Below are 19,972 nucleotides of genomic sequence, written 5' to 3' on the forward strand. Positions count from 1 at the left end.
CCGGTGTGGAAGCCCTGTGAGGGGTGGAGCTGACCGGTACTAATGGCCGAAGACGACCCTTTTGGTTGCTTTGTCTGGCGCTGCGGGCATTTCCGGGGCGGGCGGGGATGGCACATGGGTCGTCGGGTCACTGAGATGAGCAAGCATAGTCATGGGCTTGTTGTCGCGTCCGCTGTCCGGTTCCCTGACCGCTACGTATAGTTGGTTTCCTGTGCAAGACTGCCGGGATGCGTCCCCTGTGTGTGGGGTGTGTGTCGGGTCTTTGTTGGTTTTGCGGTGGCCTTGGCCCAGGGGAGACGCCCGGTCCCATTCCGAACCCGGTAGCTAAGCCCTGGCACGGCGATGGTACTGCACCTGGTAGGGTGCGGGAGAGTAGCACGCTGCCGCTTTCTTCTTTCGAGGGGGTGTCCCGTTGCGGGACACCCCCTCCTTTTATTTTCCCCCTCGTGTAGGGAAGTGCCCCGCAGGGATTCTCCGCTACGCCGCGTACCATGGCTTGACATGCACTCCCGTCGTCCATTCTTTTGCGGCATTGCCGCGCTTCTTTGCTGGAGCCTGACCTTCGGACTGCTCAAGCTCACTTTGGCCGCCTACGGCTCGATTCTAGGCGCTGCGCTCGTGTATACGCTGGGCGCCCTGGGACTCTTCCTCGTCTATCGCCCGGATCCGCTGCGCGCCATTCCGCCCCGCTACCTGCTGACCTGCGGCGCGCTGTTCGTCGGCTATGAGATCTGCATGTCGATGGCAGTCGGCCACACACGCTCCCAGACGCAGACCCTGGAAATCTCCATGCTCAACTACCTCTGGCCCATCCTGCTGGCCATACTCTGCGTCGTCACCATGCGCCGCCACCGCACGTCCACCTTCCTTCGCCTCATCCCCGGCGTCGCCGTCGCCGCAGTCGGCATCCTCCTGGCCGTCGGCGGCAGGCAGATCTTCGGCAACGGCACGCCGTTCGCCGGCGCGGTCGCCAACCCGCTGCCGTACGTACTGGCGACCGCCGCGTCGCTCATGTGGGCCGTCTACAGTACGCTCACGCCACGTTGGGGTGCGTCGAAGAACGCCGTCGCCTATTTCTTCGTCGCCATCGCCGCCGTCCTGTGGGTCACCTGGCTGATCGAACTCGCGCAGGGTGAGCCGATGCCGACGGCGACCCAGCTGGCCGCCGGCATCCTGCCGCTGGTCGGCGGCACCGTGTCGCTGACCGCCGGCTACGCACTGTGGAACTACGCCATCACCTACGGCGACCTGAAGGCACTCTCCACGCTCAGTTACGCCTCGCCCATACTCTCGACCCTGGCGACGTCGATCCTGCTGCGCACGATGCCCTCGGCGACGTTCTGGACGGGGGCGGTGCTGCTGGTCCTTGGCTCGCTGTGCTGCTATGCTGCGATGGACCGCGGATCCCGGCTCAACGAAGCCGAGGCCGTCGCCGCCACGGATGGAGTCTGACATGACGACGATTACGCTCACGCTGCCGCAGCACGACCACGAGGGTCAGGTCATGGCCGCCCGTGAGTCACTGCTGGCCGATGGCGCCGACGACGGCACCGCCGGCCTCCTTGGCTGCGCCACCTACCGCGACTGGCTCGACTTCGAGGGGCATGGACGCCGCGACTACGGCGACGGCTACGTGCCGTCCACGACCTGGCTGGCCACGCTGCCCGACGGCACCGTCGTCGGCTTCCTGGACCTGCGCCATGAGCTCAGCGACTACCTGCTGCGTGTCGGCGGGCATATCGGCTACAGCGTGCTGCCCACGTACCGACGGCGTGGGTACGCCAAGGCGATGCTGGCCGCCGCCAAGGACGAGGCCCGTGCAATCGGCATCGGGCGGCTGCTGGTGACCTGCCACGACGGCAACGTGGGCAGTGAGCGGACAATCCTGGACAATGGCGGCCAGCTGGAAAACACGGTCAAGGACGGCGACGAGACCGTCAAGCGCTTCTGGATCGACCTGTAAGGGGTGGCGGGACGCCTGGTGCGGGCCATATGTCGTTGAGAGATATCAATTTTCGGTATATCGGCACATAGGGTGCCGCAACAATGGCGGAATATCAAGGTTTTCCACATGTCATAGATGGCGATGGGGCGAATTTTGATATCTCTCAACGCATGATGGGCATATTGCGCCCCCACATAGTGGTCCGGTATGGTGCATATTCGTCTTGGCCCGGGTCGTATAATCTTCGGCGTATGCGAGGCTGCCGTGCCTCGCTTCTTTGTGCCGCAAGCCATCGCAAGCGGCGTGCCCTTCCGTAGCGCCCGGCAACGCGGAGTGTGCCGAAATCGCCCCGGGCCAAGAAAGGTGTGCTGGGAACAGCCGACTTTTATGCCCAAACGCGTCTCCGCAGAGCATCACGACGACAACTCCACCGAGGAGGAGATCGTCATCGACCAGGCCGTGATGGCCGAGGTCCCCGATTTCGGCGATGGGCCGATCAACGACGACACTGACTATGAAAGCGACCCCGACGACCCGGGCAACCCCACGTCGGACAACTATCACGACCACCCTGGCGAGAAGATCAGCGGGAAGCTGCTGTGCGCGGTCATCGCCACGGGCATCATGGCGTTCATCGGCATCCTCACGGAGACCATGACGAACGTGCTCTTCCCGACGATCATGGAGGAGTTCTCCGTGGACGCGGCCACCGTGCAGTGGCTCACCACGGGCTACCTGCTCACCGTGTCCCTCGTCACGCCGCTGTCGAGCTACCTCAACCGGCGCTTCACCATCAAGTCCTGCTTCGTGGTGGCGGTCGTGCTGTGCGTGGCGGGCCTGCTGATCGCGGCAGCCACCCCGAACTTCTGGCTGCTCATGGCCGCGCGCGTGCTGCAGGGCATCGGCACCGGCATCTCCCTGCCGCTCATGTTCAACATCATCCTCGAACAGTCGCCGCGCTCCCGCCTCGGACTGCTCATGGGCGTGGGCAACATGGTGTGCGCCATCGCCCCCGCACTCGGCCCCACCGTCGGCGGCGTGGCCTGCGAGTCGATCGGCTGGCGCACCATGTTCGCCCTGCTGACCATCTTCCTGGTGATCGCCTTCTTCATGGGCTTCTTCACCATCCGCCAGCCTCGCCCGACCGCCCATGCCAAGTTCAACTTCGTGCAGCTCCTGCTGCTGCTCGTCGGCTTCGTGGCTTTCGTGTTCGCGCTCGACCAGTTCGGTGCCGCCGTGGCCGCGACCGAGGGAGCGGGCGGCAAGTGGCTCATGGCCGTCGTGCTGCTCGTGGTGGCGGTCATCGCCCTCGTGTGGTTCGCCGCGCTGTGCCGGAAGTCGCGCGATCCGCTCATCCGCATGGGCATCCTGCGTAACGTGCCGTTCCGCTGGCACCTGCTGGCCTACGTCATGCTCGAGGGCGTGACCATCGGTTTCGGATACCTCATCCCGAACCTGTCCCAGCTAGGCTTCGGCGCCTCGCCGGCCACCGCCGGCCTGCTGATCCTGCCGGGCGCCTTGCTCGGCGCGATCCTCGCGCCGGTCGGCGGCGCCCTGCTCGACCGCTTCGGCGCCTTCAAGCCGATCATGGGCACGATGGTACTGGCCGTCGTCGGCATCCTGCTGATGATCCTCCTGGTGCACCCGTCCGCGACCGTGTGGATGATCTGCATCGGCTACATCGCCTACATGGCCGGCTTCTCCATGGCCTACCCGGACACGATGACCGCCGGCATGAGCGTCATCCGCCCTGAGGTGCAGCCCGACGGCAACGCCATGTTCTCCACCTTCCAGCAGCTCGCAGGCGCCGTCGGCACCACCGTGATGTCCGTGTGCCTGGTGATCGCCCAGTCCGGCCACGAGCAGGGCACTGCCGCCTACGCGGTCGCCACACAGAGCGGCGGCAAGTGGGGCATGGTCGTGCTGCTCGTCGTGCTGCTGTGCGCGGTGGCGAGCAACCTGCACGCCTTCATGGTGCGTCGTCGCGAGGCGCGTGCCAAGGTGGCAGCCATGCAGTGATGCGGTGTTTCATGTGAAACAGGGCGCCCCTGTTTCCGTCGCGGACTTCCCCTGCGGGGTGAGCGTGGCGGAGGCAGGGGCGCCTTTGCGTTAGGGTGTGCGTGTCTGCAGGGCCCGTACATGCACGGCGCTGCAGTGTCCGACCAGTCCGACCAGGAGGTAGGTGCCATGGCAGATTCCGTCCGTTCCGTCAAGTCCATCCGTGTGGTGGGCGCGGCCATCGTCAATGCGGAGGGGCAGGTGCTGTGCGTGCAACGCGGACAGGGCAAGTCGCTCGCCGGCTACTGGGAGTTTCCCGGCGGCAAGATCGAGGACGGCGAGACTCCCCGGCGCGCCCTGCGCCGCGAGATTCACGAGGAGCTCGGCTGCGACGTGCTGGTGGGAGACGAAGTGTGCACGGCGGGATACCTGTACGATTTCGGGCGCGTGGAATTGGCCGTGTTCCTCTGCAGGATGCGTGCGGACCATCCCCGGCGCAGCGAGCATGCGCAACTGAAATGGGTGAGACCGGAACGCATGCCTGCGCTGAATTGGGCGCCGGTGGACCGTGACGCGGTCCGTGCGATCTCGAGGATGCAGTTCGCAGGGGAGTGGCAGGCCTCCGTGCACGGTGAAGTGCGGACCCGGTATGGCCTTGTCTTCCTATGACACCGTCGCGTTCCTTCCCCTGACCGGCTTGACGCCCACCCCCGGTTCACGGCAGTCATGACGGGGCCGTGGCGCGTGTCACCCTCGCATGGTGGCGCGTGCAATTACCCGCGAGCGGATTTCGAGCAGTGCATCGTCGGAGTAGTCATGCCGGTTGTTCCAGCCGTATTCGTTGCCCACGTGCCAGGCGGTCGCCGTCGGGTTATCCGCGTACCGCTCGGCCAGCCTGCGGCACAGTTCGAGCGCGAAACGGCGGAACACTGGGCTCGACGGGCTCCGGGACTGGCGGGAGCCGGGGTCGACGGCGTGGCCGTAGTCGCGGAAGCCTTCCTCCAGCGTCTTGTCCTTGGCGTAGGCGGGGGAGATGTCGTCGCCGAACTTGGACTGCGCGAAGGCGTTGCAGGGCAGGTACTGGAAGGCCTTCACGGGGCGCTGGGCGGCCTCGACGAAGACCTCGTTGACGTTCTGGCCGCCGAAGAAGGCGTTGACCTTGCGGTTCGACTCGGTGTCGGGATCGACGAAGGGCGGGTCCTCCAGAATGGACTTCAGGCTGGGGAAGGTGCCGGTGTCCGCCATGGTGACCGCGCCCTTGCCGAGGGTCAGGTACTCGATGAACTTGTAGGCCGCGGTCTGCTGCCTGGACTGCGCGGTAATGGCGAGGGCCGAGCCGCCGTCGACCTTCCATGGGTGCGCGCCCACCTGCCAGGCCTGTGCGGTGAAGGGCCGGAACTCCATGGCGCTGCCGGAGTTGTTGGCGATGTAGGAACCGGTGGTCCGGATCTTCTTCGCCGCCTCGTAGAGTCGTCCCAGGTCCTGATGCTCGCGCAGTCCACGCCTGCCTTGTCGAAGACGGCCTTGTTGTAGAAGAACATCTCGGGGCCCGAGTCGATGGGCATCGCGTAGGGCTTGCCGTCCATTTGCAGCTTGTTCCAGGGGCTGGAGACGAACTTGTCCGCCTCCTTCTCGGCGCCGAAGGCCGTGAGGTCCACCAGGTCGCCGGTGACGGCGAACTGCGTGACCGTGGGATCCTCCAGCATGACGACGTCCGGCGCGCCGTTGCCGGCCGCCACCGCGTTGGACAGCGCTGTCTGCGTGTCCGAGGCGGTGCCGGTGGAGCTGAACTTGACGGTGATGCCGGGGTTGTCCTTCTCGAAGTCGGCGATGAGGTCCGTCATCGTGTTGCCGGAGTCCCATTCCCAGAAGAGGAGCTCCGCATGGTCCGCGTCGCCTGCGGCGTTTTGGTCGGTGCCGGCGTTGTTGCTGCCTGAGCATGCGGCGGCGGTGAGGATGGTCGCGAGTGCCGCCGTGGATGCCAGGATACGGGGTGAGTTGACGGGTTGGCATGGTAGTGGCCCTTTCGTACGTGGTGGTACAACTGTGTGCCTACCGTGGTGATGCATCGGTATGCCAAACTGGCAAAATCGGGTTTCCCTTGGTTGGGCATGATGGTCGCCGGTGTCTGCACGGTGACGGGGCCGGTGAACGTGCCGAGGTCCTGAGCGCGGGTGCCGGGTGCCCGGCTTCACCGCCTGCGCAAGGACTCGGCGTATCCGTCCAGCACGTCCAGGATGTCCCGCTGTTCCCAGACCACGTTCCGCTTCGCGCTGTTGCGGGCCGTGATGGCGCCGTGTTCCGCCAGGGTGCGCAGCGCGCGTTCCGCCTGCGGCTTGCTCAGGGCGACCTCGTCCTGCAGGTACCTGGTGTTGAGGATCGGCTGGGCGATGAGGTGAGGGATGACCTTCCACACGGCCGCATCCTTGCGTACGCCGCTGAGCGATTGGCGGATCTGCATGAGCTGGTCGTCGAGGTCATCGATGAGTGCCGTGCCGCTCCGTGCGGCGAACAGGCCGACCTCGGCGAAGAGCGATACCAGGGGAGCGGCGTCGCCGGCGCGGAACGCGGTCAAGGTGTCGAAATAGCGTTCGGTCTGCCGCAGCAGTCCCGCGGAAACCGGCGGGGCCATGTGTGTGGTGATGCCTTTGTTGCGCAGTATTGCGTGGATGAGCGCGCGGCCGGTGCGTCCGTTGCCGTCCACGAAAGGATGGATCGTCTCGAACTGGGCATGGGCCAGTGCGCACTGCACGAGTGCGGGAAGATCGTCGCGCTGGAGGAAGGCGATGAGGTCGTCAAGTGAGGCGTCGATGAGTTCGGGCTGCGGGCCGACGAAAGAGGCACCCCGGGGTGAATGCGAATCCGTCCCCACCCAGATCACTTCGTCACGCAGTCGTCCTGCATACTGTTCGAAGCCGCGTTGCGCGGACAGCAGCGCCCGGTGCATGGCCAGCAGGTTCTCCTTGCTGAGGTGTTCGGCCAGCTGGAGGGACGATTCCATGGCCCGTACGTTGCCGACCACTACGGCGGCATTTTCGCTGTTGCTCTCGTGGATCATCTCCAATGCCAGGTTCTTCGCGTCCACGGTGAGATGCTCGATCTGTGAGGAAGACGTCGCCTCGGTGCGCATCAGTACGGCACTCATGGGCCCCAGGGTCTGTACTTGGTCCCCCAGCCGGAACATGGCGTAGTCGTCAAAGGCACGCAGTGCCTTGGTGGCTTCCTCCACCTGGGCGGCGAGTTCGCCGGGGATGTCGACGTCCAGTCCGGACAGCCGGATGGGGACGGCGGATTGGTATGGGCCGTTGCCTCGCGAACGCCGGCTACGGGAGACCCCGCTTCCCTCGGGAATGATCCACGTGTGTGTTTCCAGTCCCATGGCGGGGATCTTCCACTGGCACATGCGTCACATCCTCTCGGTTATCTGTTGCTACGATGTTCCTTAGCGACAGATAATCAATTATCTGTCGCTAAGGAACATCGTAGCAACAGATAACGGGCCATTCATGGTGTCGGCCATATGACGACGGCGGGGTGAAGGCCATGAAGCATGGCCATCACCCCGCCGTGCCGGTGGAGCGTCCGGGCGGCCATGCCCGGGCGGTGCGAAGGGTGTGGGTGATTGTCGCTCAGGCCGTGGCGCTGGCGACACGTTGCAAACGGCGCTTGCCGTTGCGGCTCCATGCGCGCAACGGATTGTAGGGCAGCAGGATGCTGCGGTAGACAACGGCGTCCACCTTGGCGACCGGCTTCGGCGCTGCTTGCTGTTTCTTGGGTTTCACGGACTGCTCCTTTCTCCATGTTCCCAACAACTCCATGGTGCATTGCATTCCTTGGAATCCGCTGACGAACGGTGTGTCGTTCGCGGATGACAGAGCGCGCTTGCGTGTCGCGGCGCAATGTGCTGGGCATGCGCCGCCTGAGTGACTGCCGTACATGCCCTGATGGTTGCCGCATACGGTGCTGTACGCGATCTCGTCCGTCGCTATCTGCCTTAAGTGCGTGTTTTCGGCCTGTCCCGGACCTCTATCTGGCTTAAGTGCGAGTCGGCATCTCGACCATGCCGTCGCTGTAGGCACTATAAAGGCATGAACAATACGTAAAGTTGCGAAATAATGCAGAAAACTTGTTATGAATAATTGACGCTACCTTCCTCGACTCGCACTTAAGCCAGATAGAGGTCCGGGACAGGCCGAAAACACGCACTTAAGGCAGATAGCGCGACTTGAAGCGCAGATGCAAGGCCGTGCCGTCGATGAATCGGCCAGTGACGGCGCAGCTCGGGCCTCGGACATGCCGTCCAACCCGCCACTTGCCGCGATTGTGTCGTGGTGCGCGTGGCGAACATGCCGAATGGCCGATGTTCCACTACTGTCGGAGACAGGAATCGGCACGGCGGCTGCATGGTCGTGTGCAGGCTGTCTGCCGACACTGCGAAAGGAACGCGGAAAACACCATGGCACTTGACTTCACGGCAATCGACTTCGCCACCGGCGGCGGCAGCATCTGCTCGATCGGCGCGGCACGCGTACGCGACGGACAGATCGTGGACACCTACTACCAGCTCGTCAACCCGGGCGACAAGGAGATCAGCAAGTACGAATACAGCCGCAACGGCCACGTCACCACGGACATGGTCCGCGACGCGCCCACGTTCAAGGAAGCGTGGCCCGGGTTCCTCAAGTTCATCGGCGAGGACGAGCTCGTCTCCTACAACATCCCGACCGACATGCTGGAACTAGCGGGTTCGGCATTGTTCGATCACCGTATGGAGGACGAGATGCCGGACAGCCTGTGGTTCGACTGTGCGTTGTTCTTCATCTACGGCGTGCCGCGCAGACTCGACTGGCAACGTCCGGACATTGACAAGAAGACGGGCTTGACCAGCGCCATGCGCGTCGTGCTCGACGAGAAGAAGCGCAAAGACCAGAACAACTCCTGTGCGGACGCGGCGTTGATTGCGCGGATCACCGTGCAAATCCTCCATGAACTTGGTGCCGACAGCCTGATCGAAGGCGACAAGACCATGCTCGAACGGGATCCCGAGGCCGAACCGGCATGCCAGGGGACCTACACCGACGACATGCCGGAGTATGCGGCCCAGCGTAACCGGGAACTGTTCGATGCCCGTTTTGAGAAGGAATTCGGCTGGACTCGGGACCACGGGTTCTTCCGGGATGACGATCCCGTGGACGCTGCCGAGGATAACATCCCCGTCAACCTCCAACGCGAACTCGACGCAGCGGGCCTCGGCGTGCAGATCCGTGCCGTGCGCGAGGAACTCGGCCTCAGCCTCGAGCGCGCGTCCCAACTTACGGGATGCCCGGTGGAGCAAATCCGTGAACTGGAACTCCACCGTGGCCTGATGGACCTCGATGGCACGCTGTCCGATTATGCATCTGACATGCGCGCGTACATGGAAGGAGCCTCCATGCGCATCTCCGTGCTCATCGACACCTTGGAAAAGGTCGTTGGCGACACCAAGAGTGGCGAAGGTCCCGCGTTGCCGTTGCCCTACTATGCCGACCAGGAAAGCTACGACCGCATGCATCCCTACGAAGCGGGCTATCCTTACGAGCTGGGCAACTACGTCATGCGCACGGTCCAGCGGGAACTGATGTCCCGTCCGAACGGTGTGTACGTCGTGCTGCACTACTCCGACTGACCTGCAGCTGCCGATCCGTCGGCAGATCCCGCGCTATCCTGGATCCAACCGATCGGCGGGAGAAGGGAAGCGCGCATGCAGCACGACGAAACCAGCGAACTCGAGGAGGCGATGCTCACCGACATCACCTCCGGCCTGATCCGCGCAGACGACGACGCCCCCGGCACCTACACGCCGCGCCTCATCTCCAACCGGCGCGGTTCCACCATGGGCGACGCGCTGCGCGGCGAACTGCGCGACTGCGACGACTTCGCCATGTCCGTCGCCTTCGTCAGCGAGAACGCGCTCAAGGGCATGTACCAGTCGTTCCTCGACGCCGACGGCGGCACCATCATCACCTCCACGAAGAACGACTTCAACTCGCCGGCAGCGTTCCGCGAATTGCGCAAGCTGCAGGAGTACGCCGACGTCGACGTGCGCGTCTGGCAGGACTCAGGCACCGACTTCCACCCCAAGGGCTACCTGTTCACGCACGACGACGTCGCGAACCTGTACGTGGGCAGTTCCAACCTCACCTGCAGTGCGCTCGGCAGCCAGCGTGAGTGGAACCTGCGCGTCGCCGCCACCGACGGCTCCGAACTGCTCGGACAGGTCCGCACGGAACTCGGCACGCAGCTGCGCGAGTCCGTGGAACTGACCGACGACTGGATCGTGCAGTACGAGCAACAGTTCGAGTGCGCACCGCGGCAAGCCGTGCAGGCACAGCCGCGGCAGATCGCGCCGAACGCGATGCAGGACGAGGCACTCGCGAACCTCGCCAAGCTCCGTGCACGGGGGGCGCGCAAGGCGATCGTCATCTCCGCGACGGGCACCGGCAAGACCATCCTGTCCGCGCTGGACGTACGCGCGCTGAACCCGCGGCGGATGCTCTACGTGGCGAACCGCACGGAGATCCTCAAGGCCGCCCGCGCCTCCTACCTGCGCGTGCTCGGCGGCGACGAACGCGACTTCGGCCTGGTGACCGGCGCGAGCAAGGAGACCGACGCGCGCTTCGTATCGCCACCATCGACACCTTGTGTGCGAACGGGTCGCGTGTGCTGCACGACCTGGACCCCACGGATTTCGACTACGTGCTCGTCGACGAAGTCCACCATGCCGGCGCCGCCCGCTACCGCGAGGTCATCGACTGGTTCGACGGCGTCGGCTTCATGCTGGGCATGACTGCCACGCCGGAACGTACCGACGGCATCAACATCTTCGAACTGTTCGACTACAACGTGGCCTACGAGATCCGGCTGCAGCAGGCGATGGACGCGGACATGCTCTGCCCCTTCCACTACTACGGCGTCACCGAATACCTCGGGACCGGGGATGCGCGCATCGTCGTGGGCGACGGCGAACAGGCGAAGGACGGCCAGCTCGTCTTCGAGATCGGCCAGCTGGCCAGCGAGGAGCGCGTGCGCTACATGATCGACATGCTGCTCAAGTACGGCTCCTACGACCTGCCGGTGAAGGGCATCGTGTTCTGTTCGCGGACCGCCGAGGCACGGCAGCTGAGCGACCTGTTCAACCGGCACGTCAACCAGCAGGCCGAGCGGCTGTACCGCACCAGGGCGGTGAGCGGCAAGACGCCGCGCCCGGAACGTGAGGACGCCATCGACGCCCTGGAACGCGGCGACCTGGACTACCTGTTCACCGTCGACCTCTTCAACGAAGGCATCGACATCCCCGCGGTGAACCAGATCGTGATGCTGCGCAACACCCAGTCGAGCATCGTATTCACCCAGCAGCTGGGCCGCGGCCTGCGCAAGGCACCGGGCAAGACCTGCGTGACCGTCATCGATTTCATTGCCAACTACGCCAACAACTGGCTGATACCGGTCGCCTTGTACGGCAACGTGGGCGACGGCGACACCGCGCGCAAGAACCTGCAGCGTGAATCGATCGGCCTGTCTTCCGTCAGCTTCGACCGCATTGCGCGCGAACGCGTCCTTGCATCCCTTGACCGTGCGCAATGGTCGGACATGCGTCGGCTCGGCGTGCAATACGCCAACCTGCGTTATGAACTGGGACGCATCCCGATGCTGTGCGATGTGCACATGCACGACCCGTCGCTGGTACTCACCATGGCCACGGCGAAACGGGCGTCCTCCTCGAAGAAGGCGACGTCGCAGGACCGGCTCGGCGGCACCTACTATGCCTTCGTGCACACGATGGAACAGAAGATGGGAAAGGCCAAGGATTACCGCATCATCCCCTCCATGCTCGAAAGCCTGGAACCGATCGACGAGCGCGGCAACAGCGTCCTCAAGATGGCGACCGAGATCCTGCTGCCCGGATTGCGTCCGCAGGAACTCGTCATCCTGGACGAACTGTGCGGGTTCTCCGAGGGCACGGTCCACACGCGGGACGCACGCACTGCCGAGGAACTGCAGGAGGCGATCGCCCGACGCTTCCCCGAGGCATACCTTACCGAAGAACAATTCGAATCGGCACTGCGGGTACTCGATTACACCTATTTCGATTCGACCACGCACGCCCGGTACGGCGCCATGCCGCTGATCCGGGTGATGGGGACCGACGACGATGCCCGGATCGGTCTGGATGGGGAATTCCGCGACCGGTTGGAACGCAACGCCTCCTTCCGCATGTTCCTCGGTGACTGCGTGGCCACCGGCCTGCTCATGTGCACGGACCTCCTGCACGAATGGGAACTGACCGGACGCTCGCAGGAAGCCGACCGGGGCCTGGTCTACGGGCATAAATACAAGCTGGCCGAAGTGGAGCGCCTGTTGGGATGGCATGGCCAGGTGAATGGCCAGAACGTCGGCGGCTACAAGCGCGACGACGCCACCGGCACCATGCCGATCTTCGTCAAATACGCGGCCAGCCAGTACGCCGACCGTTTCCTCAACGAGCGCGAATTGCTGTGGTACAGCAAGAACGGCAGGACCCCCGACTCCCCGGAATTCGCATGGCTGGAATCACGCGCCGACGGCACGGTAGGCAGCGACGCATGGTGCGACGGGCATTTCGTTCCCCTGTTCGTGATGCGCCGCGAGGAATCAGACTCCGCCAAGTACTACTACGTGGGTCATGTGGTCGACTTCTCCACGCCGCAGTTGGTGGAACGCCCCGACGACCACGGCAAGAGCATCAAGGTCACCCGCACGGACCTGCGCCTGGACCAGGCCATCGACCGTGAACTTTTCCGCCACCTGACGGGACGTGAGTCCTGACCGCGTTGGTACGGTACCGGTCCCGTATCCGTTCTGCCGAGGAATTGTTCATTTTTTGAACAAAATCTAGGACGCGGGCGGGCCGGCGGCTCGCCCGCGTCCTAGATTTTGTTCAAAAAATGAACAATTCCTCGACGTGGGTGCCCTGCCACGTGAATCTTTCGCCTCCGATACCCCCTCGGTGCTTATGAGGGGTGGGTTAAGCCGGCACCTCCCAGTACACCCCTTGCCATTCCGCCCTTTTCGGGCCCTCTATCCGCCCCTCCCGCACTTAACCCACACCTCATAAGCCCAAAGGCCCCCGACATCATGCCCACATCCTGCATAATCCCGGCCGAACCACCCCTCGCACCGCTAGAATGGCACCACGGATAAGGGAAGAAGGTGAGGTCAATGAAGACCAACCACGATCCTCTGGGGAACACCGGCAACGGGAGGCCGCAGAGGCAGCAGCACAACCAACAACAGTCCGCCATGCCGCCAGTCGCGCTGACCGGCGTGCAACGCCCCGCATTCATCGACAGCGTGGCGTTCCGCAGGCACGGCAAGGGGATGGTGATGGCATTCGCCGCCACCCTCGCCGTCCTGATGATGGCCCTGGGCGTCGTCGTCGGCCTTGATCACACCGACTACGGCATCGACGAACTCCAGGATCCCGCCAACGTCACCGTCGTCCAGCTCGACGACGTCCAGTGATCCGCCTCCCGCAGGCAGCCTGGACGTGGAACGCATCGGACGCCCTCTGGCGAACCGCCGACAACGAAACGACGATCGGGGGTGCCCTCCACCACGAGGGCACCCCCGATCGTCATTCGGCGGCCGCATTCCCCACGACGCAGCCGCCCAACCGTTCAGTGGCGGCGCTGTCCGCGCTGCTGGCCGCCCTTGCGGTGCTGCGACTGGTGGCTCTGTCGCTGGCCGTGCTGGTGGGAATCAGGGACCTGGCGGCGCCCCTCCTCGGAGTCGACGTCATACACGTCACCTGGGTTGCTGAACAGTGCGTTGCGTAGGGCTGCAGCTGTGCTCATCTATCGTGTCCTTTTTGTCTGTTTCAGTGCATCACGTGAACATGGTCCGCAACATCGACGCCGGTCAGCCCCGACGCCGGTTGCTGCATATACGTCATCGTCAGCCGATGAACTGGGAAACCATGGGTGTTCGCTCCACGAACCGTGGATTGCGCTCCCCATCATAGCGGATGATTCGAAAATATCGCTGTCGATCGCAAAACCGACCTCATTCCCGGGGATGATGCCCCGCTGTGGAATCGTCCCGCCGGGGGAGTGCGCGGCCACCACGCGCCACCTAACCTGTGAGGCAACAGCGGGGCGGCAGGTCGCCGTCCCGGGCCGATCGGGAGAAGGCGCCATGACGAAAAGCTCCATCCGTGACCTCGCTGCCTCCGTACTTGCGTGCACCGTCGGCGTGCGCGTGGCCCTGGCCGACGACGCCATCGGCCACACGGTGGTCGTGCGGTCCGTCGATGTCGCCGGCCACGAACTGGGCAGCGCCGGCTACAGGCTCCTGCGGCGCGAAGGCGGCACTTGGCACACCATCGCCGTAGGCAGCGGCCGGGGCGTCGTCGAATTCTACGGACTGGCTGACGGCGACTACCAACTCAAGGCAACCATCGGTAGCGCTGCCGACCAGTACTTCAGCCTGGGACGGCTCGACGGGCGGCCGTCGATCGCGCTGGACGGCGCCGCCTACGGCGGTTGCGTCAGCGACGACGGCACCTTCACCCTGACCATGGTCCATGCCGCCGCGGGTGCGTCATGACCGCGCTTGTCTGCGGCCGGCGGATCCTCGGTCACGAAACCGCCGACTGGGGGAACGCCCGGCACGTGCCGACGGCCGTGCCGCGGCTGTCCGACATCGACGACACTCCCACCCTGCACGGCATCCCGCCGGTCGAGGCCGTCCCCACTGACGGTGGTCACGCTTACCGACGGATCTGGGCGGCCATGGCCGCGGCAGTCGTCGCGATGGCGCTCGCCGTCGGCGTCGCCGTCCTGCTCATGGTGCGCCTGCCCGCGGCGGACGACGGCGCCCTGCGCGTGACGTCCTCCGTCACCGCGCAGCGGCTGCGGCAGGCCGCAGCCCGGTGCGACCGGCTGCGGGACGACCTGCCCGCGCCTGCCCGCTGCATCGCCGACGGCAGCACCATCACCATCGTGCAGGACGGCGGCCCGGCGACGGACAGCGGGGAAGCGGCCGCGCTCTACTGGGAATCGCTGGCCGAGCTGTACGACATCGACGAGTTCACGGTGCGGTATGTCCAGTCGGGCGACGTCGGTGTCGCCATGGCCGGCTAGAGGACCTGCTCCATGCCGTACTTGTAGACGCTCATGCCCAGGCTTTCGTAGAACTTCACGGCGCCGGGGTTGCAGGCCCAGGCGTTGAGCGTGACGTTGTGGCAGCCGGTGGCGCGCGCGTAGTCGAGCACGTGTCGGTAGAGCGCGGTGCCGATGTGCATGCCGCGGCTGCGCTCGTCGACGCAGATGTCGTCGATGTAGAGCGTCACGTGGTCGGTCATGTTGCTGCCGGGGCCGGTGAAGTCCTCGCGCTGGCAGAAGGCGTAGCCGGTGACCGCGCCGCCGCGTTCGGCCACGAAGACGGGGTGGCCGGTGGGGTCGTCGAGGATCCGCGCGAGCTGCCGGTCGTCGTATTTCCGGGCTCCGTGCTCGAAGAGGTCGGGGCGACCGTCGGCGTGCACGTCGTTGACCTGGTGGAGGAGCGCGGCGATGGCGGGGATGTCGGCTTGCGTGGCGCGGCGGATGGTGAGATCGGTGGTGTCCATGATGGCCATGGTAGTCGGCGGGTGGCCGTCGGCCGGGGTGGCGCACATTTTCGGCCGCGAAAAAATTCTGCGCTCCCAGGCGGCGCACAACTCGGATTGTGCGCGGTGGCTGGTTGTGCTTGCCGCGTCAGGGAGGGTGGCCGCTTCGTCAGCGGTTATCGTCGTGGGGGTCTTGTTCGCCCAGGGCGCGCGAATCTTTGCGTGTTGCTGCTGGAACATTAGGCAACCAGCCGCTAGGGTGGTGGCAAAGTCGGATTCCGGGACATGAAGGAGCGCCCATGGCGTTGGATTTCACTGCGGTACAGGTAGCGTTGGGCGCCAAGGATGCCATATGCGCCATCGGTGCGGTGCGCGTACGGGATGGCAAGATCGTGGAGACGTATCGGCAGCTCATCAATCCTGGCATGGGCGAATTCATGGAGCGGTACGTGAAAACCAACGGGAGGATCACGGCCGAGGACGTGCAGGATGCGCCGTCCTTCGCGCAGGCATGGCCCGGGTTCATGACGTTCCTGGGGGATGATGTCATGGCGGTGTTCGAGCGCCCCCAGTCAGTGCGGGCAGTGCTTGACCTGGAGCTGGCGCGTGCGGCCTTGGGGGCACCCTGCAACGGTGTGTTCGATGTGCGTGATTTCTTCGATACGTCGTATCCGGATCCTGCCATGCGCGGCAAGGGAACCTATGTTGACATGCAGTCCACCTTGTATGCGGCGGAACGGGTGGTGCTGCGTGTGCTCAAGCGGCGCCCGGATACTCATGATGTCGTGGCGGATGCCACAGCTATCGCCAGGATTGCGGTGGACCTGTGTCATGCATGGAATGCCGACAGCCTGGTCCAGGCTGATGCCATATCGGTCCAGGAACGCCAAAAGGAAGGGGATATCTACACCGCGTTCCTTCCGTCATTGAGTGGCGAGTCGCCTTCCTGGGTGGACCCGGCCCTGAGGAGGCCGGAAGGATATGCGCACCCCGTCCGCGCGTTCCGGGGATGGGGAGGTTGGCGACGGGCGCCCGAAGTGCAGCTTCGCCCCGTGCCTCCCCTCACGGCGGGCGACGAACGCCCCGAGGTGACTGGTGCCGAATTGCGCGAAACCCGTCTGGAGGCGGGACTGAGCGTGGAAGCCATGGCCGTAGCCGCCGAATGTTCGGCAACCGAGGTGCTCCGTTTCGAAATGATGGACGTGTCCGACTCGGAACGCGCATGGGCATATGCCGATGCGGTACGTTTCGCCCTCAAGGACCTCCGTGAGGAGGCCTGGGGTGTTGCGGAGGACATCATGGAGGCGTACCGCCGCCGGAGACTGAACTGCGCTTTGTACGTGGATTATTACCGCGACCAGGCCGACTATGACCGCTTCCACGCCGACGGCAAGCGGTACGAGCTGGTGAACTACCGGCAACGTTGTGCTGTCGTGGACCTGGGCATGGAAGGGTACAGCGCTTTCCTGCGGTATCGGGAATGAGCGATCGTCGGTTCTCTCATGGATGGAAAGGGAACATGTCGGCGCCGGCGACCCTCCGAAGGCGAGAACCTGCGGCCGCCAGCTGCCCATATCCACCCGCCGCTGACTTGAATTGCCGTACAAAACGACCTAGAGTGTCGGCAATGCCCACGGCTGGTGGGTGGACCCCGAGGAAGGGAGATTGCCATGACTGATGCGGCCAACGACGGTGCGCGACTCAAGGACCTGCGCGAAGCGCGCCACGTGACGCGTGAACAAGTACAACAGGAGACGGGCATCGGTGTCGGCGTACTGCGCGACCTCGAGCATGGGGACAGGGGCGTTGCCGCCATGCCGCTGGACACTGCTGTTTGCTTGGCGCGCGCGGTCGGCGTGACGCTCGATGAGTTCACGCGCGCCGTGCTCGACCTGGCCGACTGGGCCGTGCGCGCCCCGGAACCGGCGACCTTCGCCGAGGCACGTCGCGAGTGTGGGTACACGCAGGATGACCTCGCGAAGAAGGCCGGCGCGACGCGCACGGCGATTGCGGAGTACGAGAACGGGCGTGCACCGCTTGGACAGCTGTCGCTGGCCCGGGCCGCACGTCTGGCGCAAGCGCTGCACGTGACGATGGACGTGCTGGAGCGCTGGGTGCATGGCACGGCTGCCGACGACGCAGCCACGCAAGTCCTCCAGGAACTCACGCGCATGGCGCAGCGGGCCGATGGCCTGCACCTCGACGAGGCCGGCGCCGTAATCGGCAAGGACGCTTCCTGTACCCTGCGCACGCTACGCAACGGCGATCTGCTTGTGTCCTACTTCCTGCAGCCGTCCGGCGGCGACGGCGGCGTCGATGAGTTCGAGCGCGATACGATCCGCGCCAAGGGCGCCTACGAAATCGCCCGTTGGATTGCATCCCGGCTCGACCATTTCGAGGCCGACTGAGTGGCTGAATGAAAGACGTACGCGCCCGGCATGGCTTGCAAGCCATGCCGGGCGCGTACGTGGGCGTTGTCCCCGGATTGAAGCGGGCGTCGGTTCGGGGTGTGTTTCCTTCGTTAAGGCGGGCACTGTCTTGGGTGTGTTTCTCGATTTAAAGCGGGCATTGGGTTGCCGGTGTTTGTGGTGTTTCCCGTGAAACATGGTTCGTGTGGTCGGGGTCGGTGTGGGTTTGGGTGTGGGAGGTGTTGGTATTGTTGGCGACACGCCGTGTGGGTTGCGTGGGTTGGGGTTGTGGTGTAGGTTTTTCTCTTGCTGCCGCTGGGCGGTCGGGTTCCTTCGGGTGCCGGGCTTTCCTGGTGTGTGGTGGTGGTTTGAGAACTCAAGAGCGTGTACTGTACTACTTCCTCCAGCGTTTGTTGGAGGGTTTGTTTTTTGATTGCCAGTCCAATCCCGCCCGTGCCTGTGTGGTGTGGGTCAGTGAGAGCTGTGAATGGGGTTGGGAGGTTTTGAGTGGGCATCGCCGTGTCCTGTCTCCTTTTGGGGGTGGGGTCGGTGGTGTTTCGTTGATTTTCCTTTATGAATAAATCTTGATTGTTTTTTGAGAGTCGTTGTTGATGCTCTCTTCATGTTTTTTGTGGAGGGTTCGATTCTGGCTCAGGATGAACGCTGGCGGCGTGCTTAACACATGCAAGTCGAACGGGATCCGGCCAAGCTTGCTTGGCTGGTGAGAGTGGCGAACGGGTGAGTAATGCGTGACCAACCTGCCTCATGCACCGGGATAGCTCCTGGAAACGGGTGGTAATACCGGATGTTCCACATGATCGCATGTGATTGTGGGAAAGGCTTTTTGCGGCATGGGATGGGGTCGCGTCCTATCAGCTTGTTGGTGGGGTGATGGCCTACCAAGGCTTTGACGGGTAGCCGGCCTGAGAGGGCGACCGGCCACATTGGGACTGAGATACGGCCCAGACTCCTACGGGAGGCAGCAGTGGGGAATATTGCACAATGGGCGCAAGCCTGATGCAGCGACGCCGCGTGCGGGATGGAGGCCTTCGGGTCGTAAACCGCTTTTGTTCACGAGCAAGGCATCCTTTCGGGGGTGTTGAGTGTAGTGTTCGAATAAGCACCGGCTAACTACGTGCCAGCAGCCGCGGTAATACGTAGGGTGCGAGCGTTATCCGGATTTATTGGGCGTAAAGGGCTCGTAGGCGGTTCGTCGCGTCTGGTGTGAAAGCCCATCGCTTAACGGTGGGTCTGCGCCGGGTACGGGCGGGCTGGAGTGCGGTAGGGGAGACTGGAATTCCCGGTGTAACGGTGGAATGTGTAGATATCGGGAAGAACACCAATGGCGAAGGCAGGTCTCTGGGCCGTTACTGACGCTGAGGAGCGAAAGCGTGGGGAGCGAACAGGATTAGATACCCTGGTAGTCCACGCCGTAAACGGTGGATGCTGGATGTGGGGTCCTTTTTCCGGGTCCCGTGTCGGAGCCAACGCGTTAAGCATCCCGCCTGGGGAGTACGGCCGCAAGGCTAAAACTCAAAGAAATTGACGGGGGCCCGCACAAGCGGCGGAGCATGCGGATTAATTCGATGCAACGCGAAGAACCTTACCTGGGCTTGACATGTGCCGGACGCCCGTGGAAACGCGGGTTCCCTTCGGGGCCGGTTCACAGGTGGTGCATGGTCGTCGTCAGCTCGTGTCGTGAGATGTTGGGTTAAGTCCCGCAACGAGCGCAACCCTCGCCGCATGTTGCCAGCACGTCGTGGTGGGAACTCATGTGGGACCGCCGGGGTTAACTCGGAGGAAGGTGGGGATGACGTCAGATCATCATGCCCCTTACGTCCAGGGCTTCACGCATGCTACAATGGCCGGTACAACGCGATGCGACACCGTGAGGTGGGGCGGATCGCTGAAAACCGGTCTCAGTTCGGATCGCAGTCTGCAACTCGACTGCGTGAAGGCGGAGTCGCTAGTAATCGCAGATCAGCAACGCTGCGGTGA

Annotated in this window: 16 protein-coding genes, 2 rRNA genes and 2 pseudogenes; 14 read left to right on the plus strand and 6 right to left on the minus strand. The window is 64.1% G+C overall.

The window, feature by feature from the left end; translation table 11 throughout:
• Window positions 1–272: 272 nt before the first annotated feature.
• The 5 genes from rrf (at window position 273) to BCUN_RS04055 (ending at window position 4,612) form a co-directional block, all read left to right on the plus strand.
• A 5S ribosomal RNA gene (gene rrf / locus BCUN_RS04035) occupies window positions 273–389 on the plus strand.
• A 112-nt stretch (window positions 390–501) separates the two neighbouring features.
• Window positions 502–1,452: an aromatic amino acid DMT transporter YddG gene (yddG, locus tag BCUN_RS04040; protein ID WP_081895517.1), complete on the plus strand. Its 951-nt coding sequence runs from the start codon at window positions 502–504 to the stop codon at window positions 1,450–1,452.
• Window position 1,453: 1 nt separating this feature from the next.
• Complete coding sequence (locus BCUN_RS04045; protein ID WP_033516982.1) at window positions 1,454–1,963, plus strand: GNAT family N-acetyltransferase; 510 nt, start codon at window positions 1,454–1,456, stop codon at window positions 1,961–1,963.
• Window positions 1,964–2,332: 369 nt separating this feature from the next.
• On the plus strand, window positions 2,333–3,964 hold the full coding sequence (locus tag BCUN_RS04050; RefSeq protein ID WP_051920719.1) for an MFS transporter: 1,632 nt from the start codon (window positions 2,333–2,335) through the stop codon (window positions 3,962–3,964).
• 168 nt (window positions 3,965–4,132) lie between these two features.
• Window positions 4,133–4,612, plus strand: coding sequence for a (deoxy)nucleoside triphosphate pyrophosphohydrolase (locus BCUN_RS04055; protein WP_051920724.1), 480 nt, complete (start codon window positions 4,133–4,135; stop codon window positions 4,610–4,612).
• Window positions 4,613–4,723: 111 nt separating this feature from the next.
• Here BCUN_RS04055 and BCUN_RS12705 read toward each other — a convergent pair.
• The 4 genes and pseudogenes from BCUN_RS12705 to BCUN_RS12195 form a co-directional block, all read right to left on the minus strand.
• Window positions 4,724–4,927 (minus strand): annotated as a pseudogene (locus tag BCUN_RS12705) (beta-galactosidase); the annotation flags it as partial.
• Between the two features lie 284 nt (window positions 4,928–5,211).
• A complete protein-coding gene (locus BCUN_RS12960) occupies window positions 5,212–5,787 on the minus strand; it encodes an ABC transporter substrate-binding protein (protein WP_160257644.1) in 576 nt (191 codons plus the stop codon).
• 347 nt (window positions 5,788–6,134) lie between these two features.
• Entirely contained in the window at window positions 6,135–7,346 is a 1,212-nt protein-coding gene (locus BCUN_RS12875) for a Fic family protein (RefSeq protein WP_274518374.1), read from the minus strand.
• Between the two features lie 226 nt (window positions 7,347–7,572).
• Window positions 7,573–7,725, minus strand: coding sequence for a hypothetical protein (locus tag BCUN_RS12195; protein ID WP_156100121.1), 153 nt, complete (start codon window positions 7,723–7,725; stop codon window positions 7,573–7,575).
• Between the two features lie 674 nt (window positions 7,726–8,399).
• Here BCUN_RS12195 and BCUN_RS11350 point away from each other — a divergent pair.
• From BCUN_RS11350 to BCUN_RS04080, 4 genes and pseudogenes are all read left to right on the plus strand, one after another.
• A complete protein-coding gene (locus tag BCUN_RS11350; RefSeq protein WP_051920721.1) occupies window positions 8,400–9,608 on the plus strand; it encodes an exonuclease domain-containing protein in 1,209 nt (402 codons plus the stop codon).
• Between the two features lie 729 nt (window positions 9,609–10,337).
• A pseudogene (locus BCUN_RS13025) lies at window positions 10,338–11,296 on the plus strand (DEAD/DEAH box helicase); the annotation flags it as partial.
• A complete protein-coding gene (locus BCUN_RS12720) occupies window positions 11,297–12,787 on the plus strand; it encodes a DUF3427 domain-containing protein (RefSeq protein ID WP_476559204.1) in 1,491 nt (496 codons plus the stop codon).
• A gap of 393 nt (window positions 12,788–13,180) precedes the next feature.
• On the plus strand, window positions 13,181–13,483 hold the full coding sequence (locus BCUN_RS04080; protein WP_033516980.1) for a hypothetical protein: 303 nt from the start codon (window positions 13,181–13,183) through the stop codon (window positions 13,481–13,483).
• Window positions 13,484–13,638: 155 nt separating this feature from the next.
• On the opposite strand, the gene BCUN_RS12200 is transcribed toward BCUN_RS04080, so the two are convergent.
• Window positions 13,639–13,815, minus strand: coding sequence for a hypothetical protein (locus BCUN_RS12200; RefSeq protein WP_156100122.1), 177 nt, complete (start codon window positions 13,813–13,815; stop codon window positions 13,639–13,641).
• 340 nt (window positions 13,816–14,155) lie between these two features.
• On the opposite strand from BCUN_RS12200, the gene BCUN_RS04090 reads away from it, so the two are divergent.
• Entirely contained in the window at window positions 14,156–14,566 is a 411-nt protein-coding gene (locus BCUN_RS04090) for a hypothetical protein (RefSeq protein WP_033516976.1), read from the plus strand.
• Window positions 14,563–15,102, plus strand: a complete 540-nt coding sequence (locus BCUN_RS04095) for a hypothetical protein (protein WP_033516974.1) — start codon at window positions 14,563–14,565, stop codon at window positions 15,100–15,102. The genes BCUN_RS04090 and BCUN_RS04095 overlap by 4 nt, the downstream gene beginning before the upstream one ends.
• On the opposite strand, the gene BCUN_RS04100 is transcribed toward BCUN_RS04095, so the two are convergent.
• Complete coding sequence (locus BCUN_RS04100; protein WP_033516988.1) at window positions 15,099–15,587, minus strand: GNAT family N-acetyltransferase; 489 nt, start codon at window positions 15,585–15,587, stop codon at window positions 15,099–15,101. The genes BCUN_RS04095 and BCUN_RS04100 overlap by 4 nt on opposite strands.
• Window positions 15,588–15,865: 278 nt before the next feature.
• Here BCUN_RS04100 and BCUN_RS11355 point away from each other — a divergent pair, with 278 nt between their 5' ends.
• The 3 genes from BCUN_RS11355 to BCUN_RS04120 all read left to right on the plus strand — a co-directional run.
• Window positions 15,866–17,050, plus strand: a complete 1,185-nt coding sequence (locus BCUN_RS11355) for an exonuclease domain-containing protein (protein WP_051920722.1) — start codon at window positions 15,866–15,868, stop codon at window positions 17,048–17,050.
• A 186-nt stretch (window positions 17,051–17,236) separates the two neighbouring features.
• Window positions 17,237–17,974, plus strand: a complete 738-nt coding sequence (locus BCUN_RS04115) for a helix-turn-helix domain-containing protein (protein ID WP_033516970.1) — start codon at window positions 17,237–17,239, stop codon at window positions 17,972–17,974.
• A gap of 628 nt (window positions 17,975–18,602) precedes the next feature.
• Window positions 18,603–19,972, plus strand: a 16S ribosomal RNA gene (locus BCUN_RS04120); the annotation flags it as partial.

It is taken from the genome of Bifidobacterium cuniculi (assembly GCF_000741575.1).
Taxonomy (GTDB): domain Bacteria; phylum Actinomycetota; class Actinomycetes; order Actinomycetales; family Bifidobacteriaceae; genus Bifidobacterium; species Bifidobacterium cuniculi.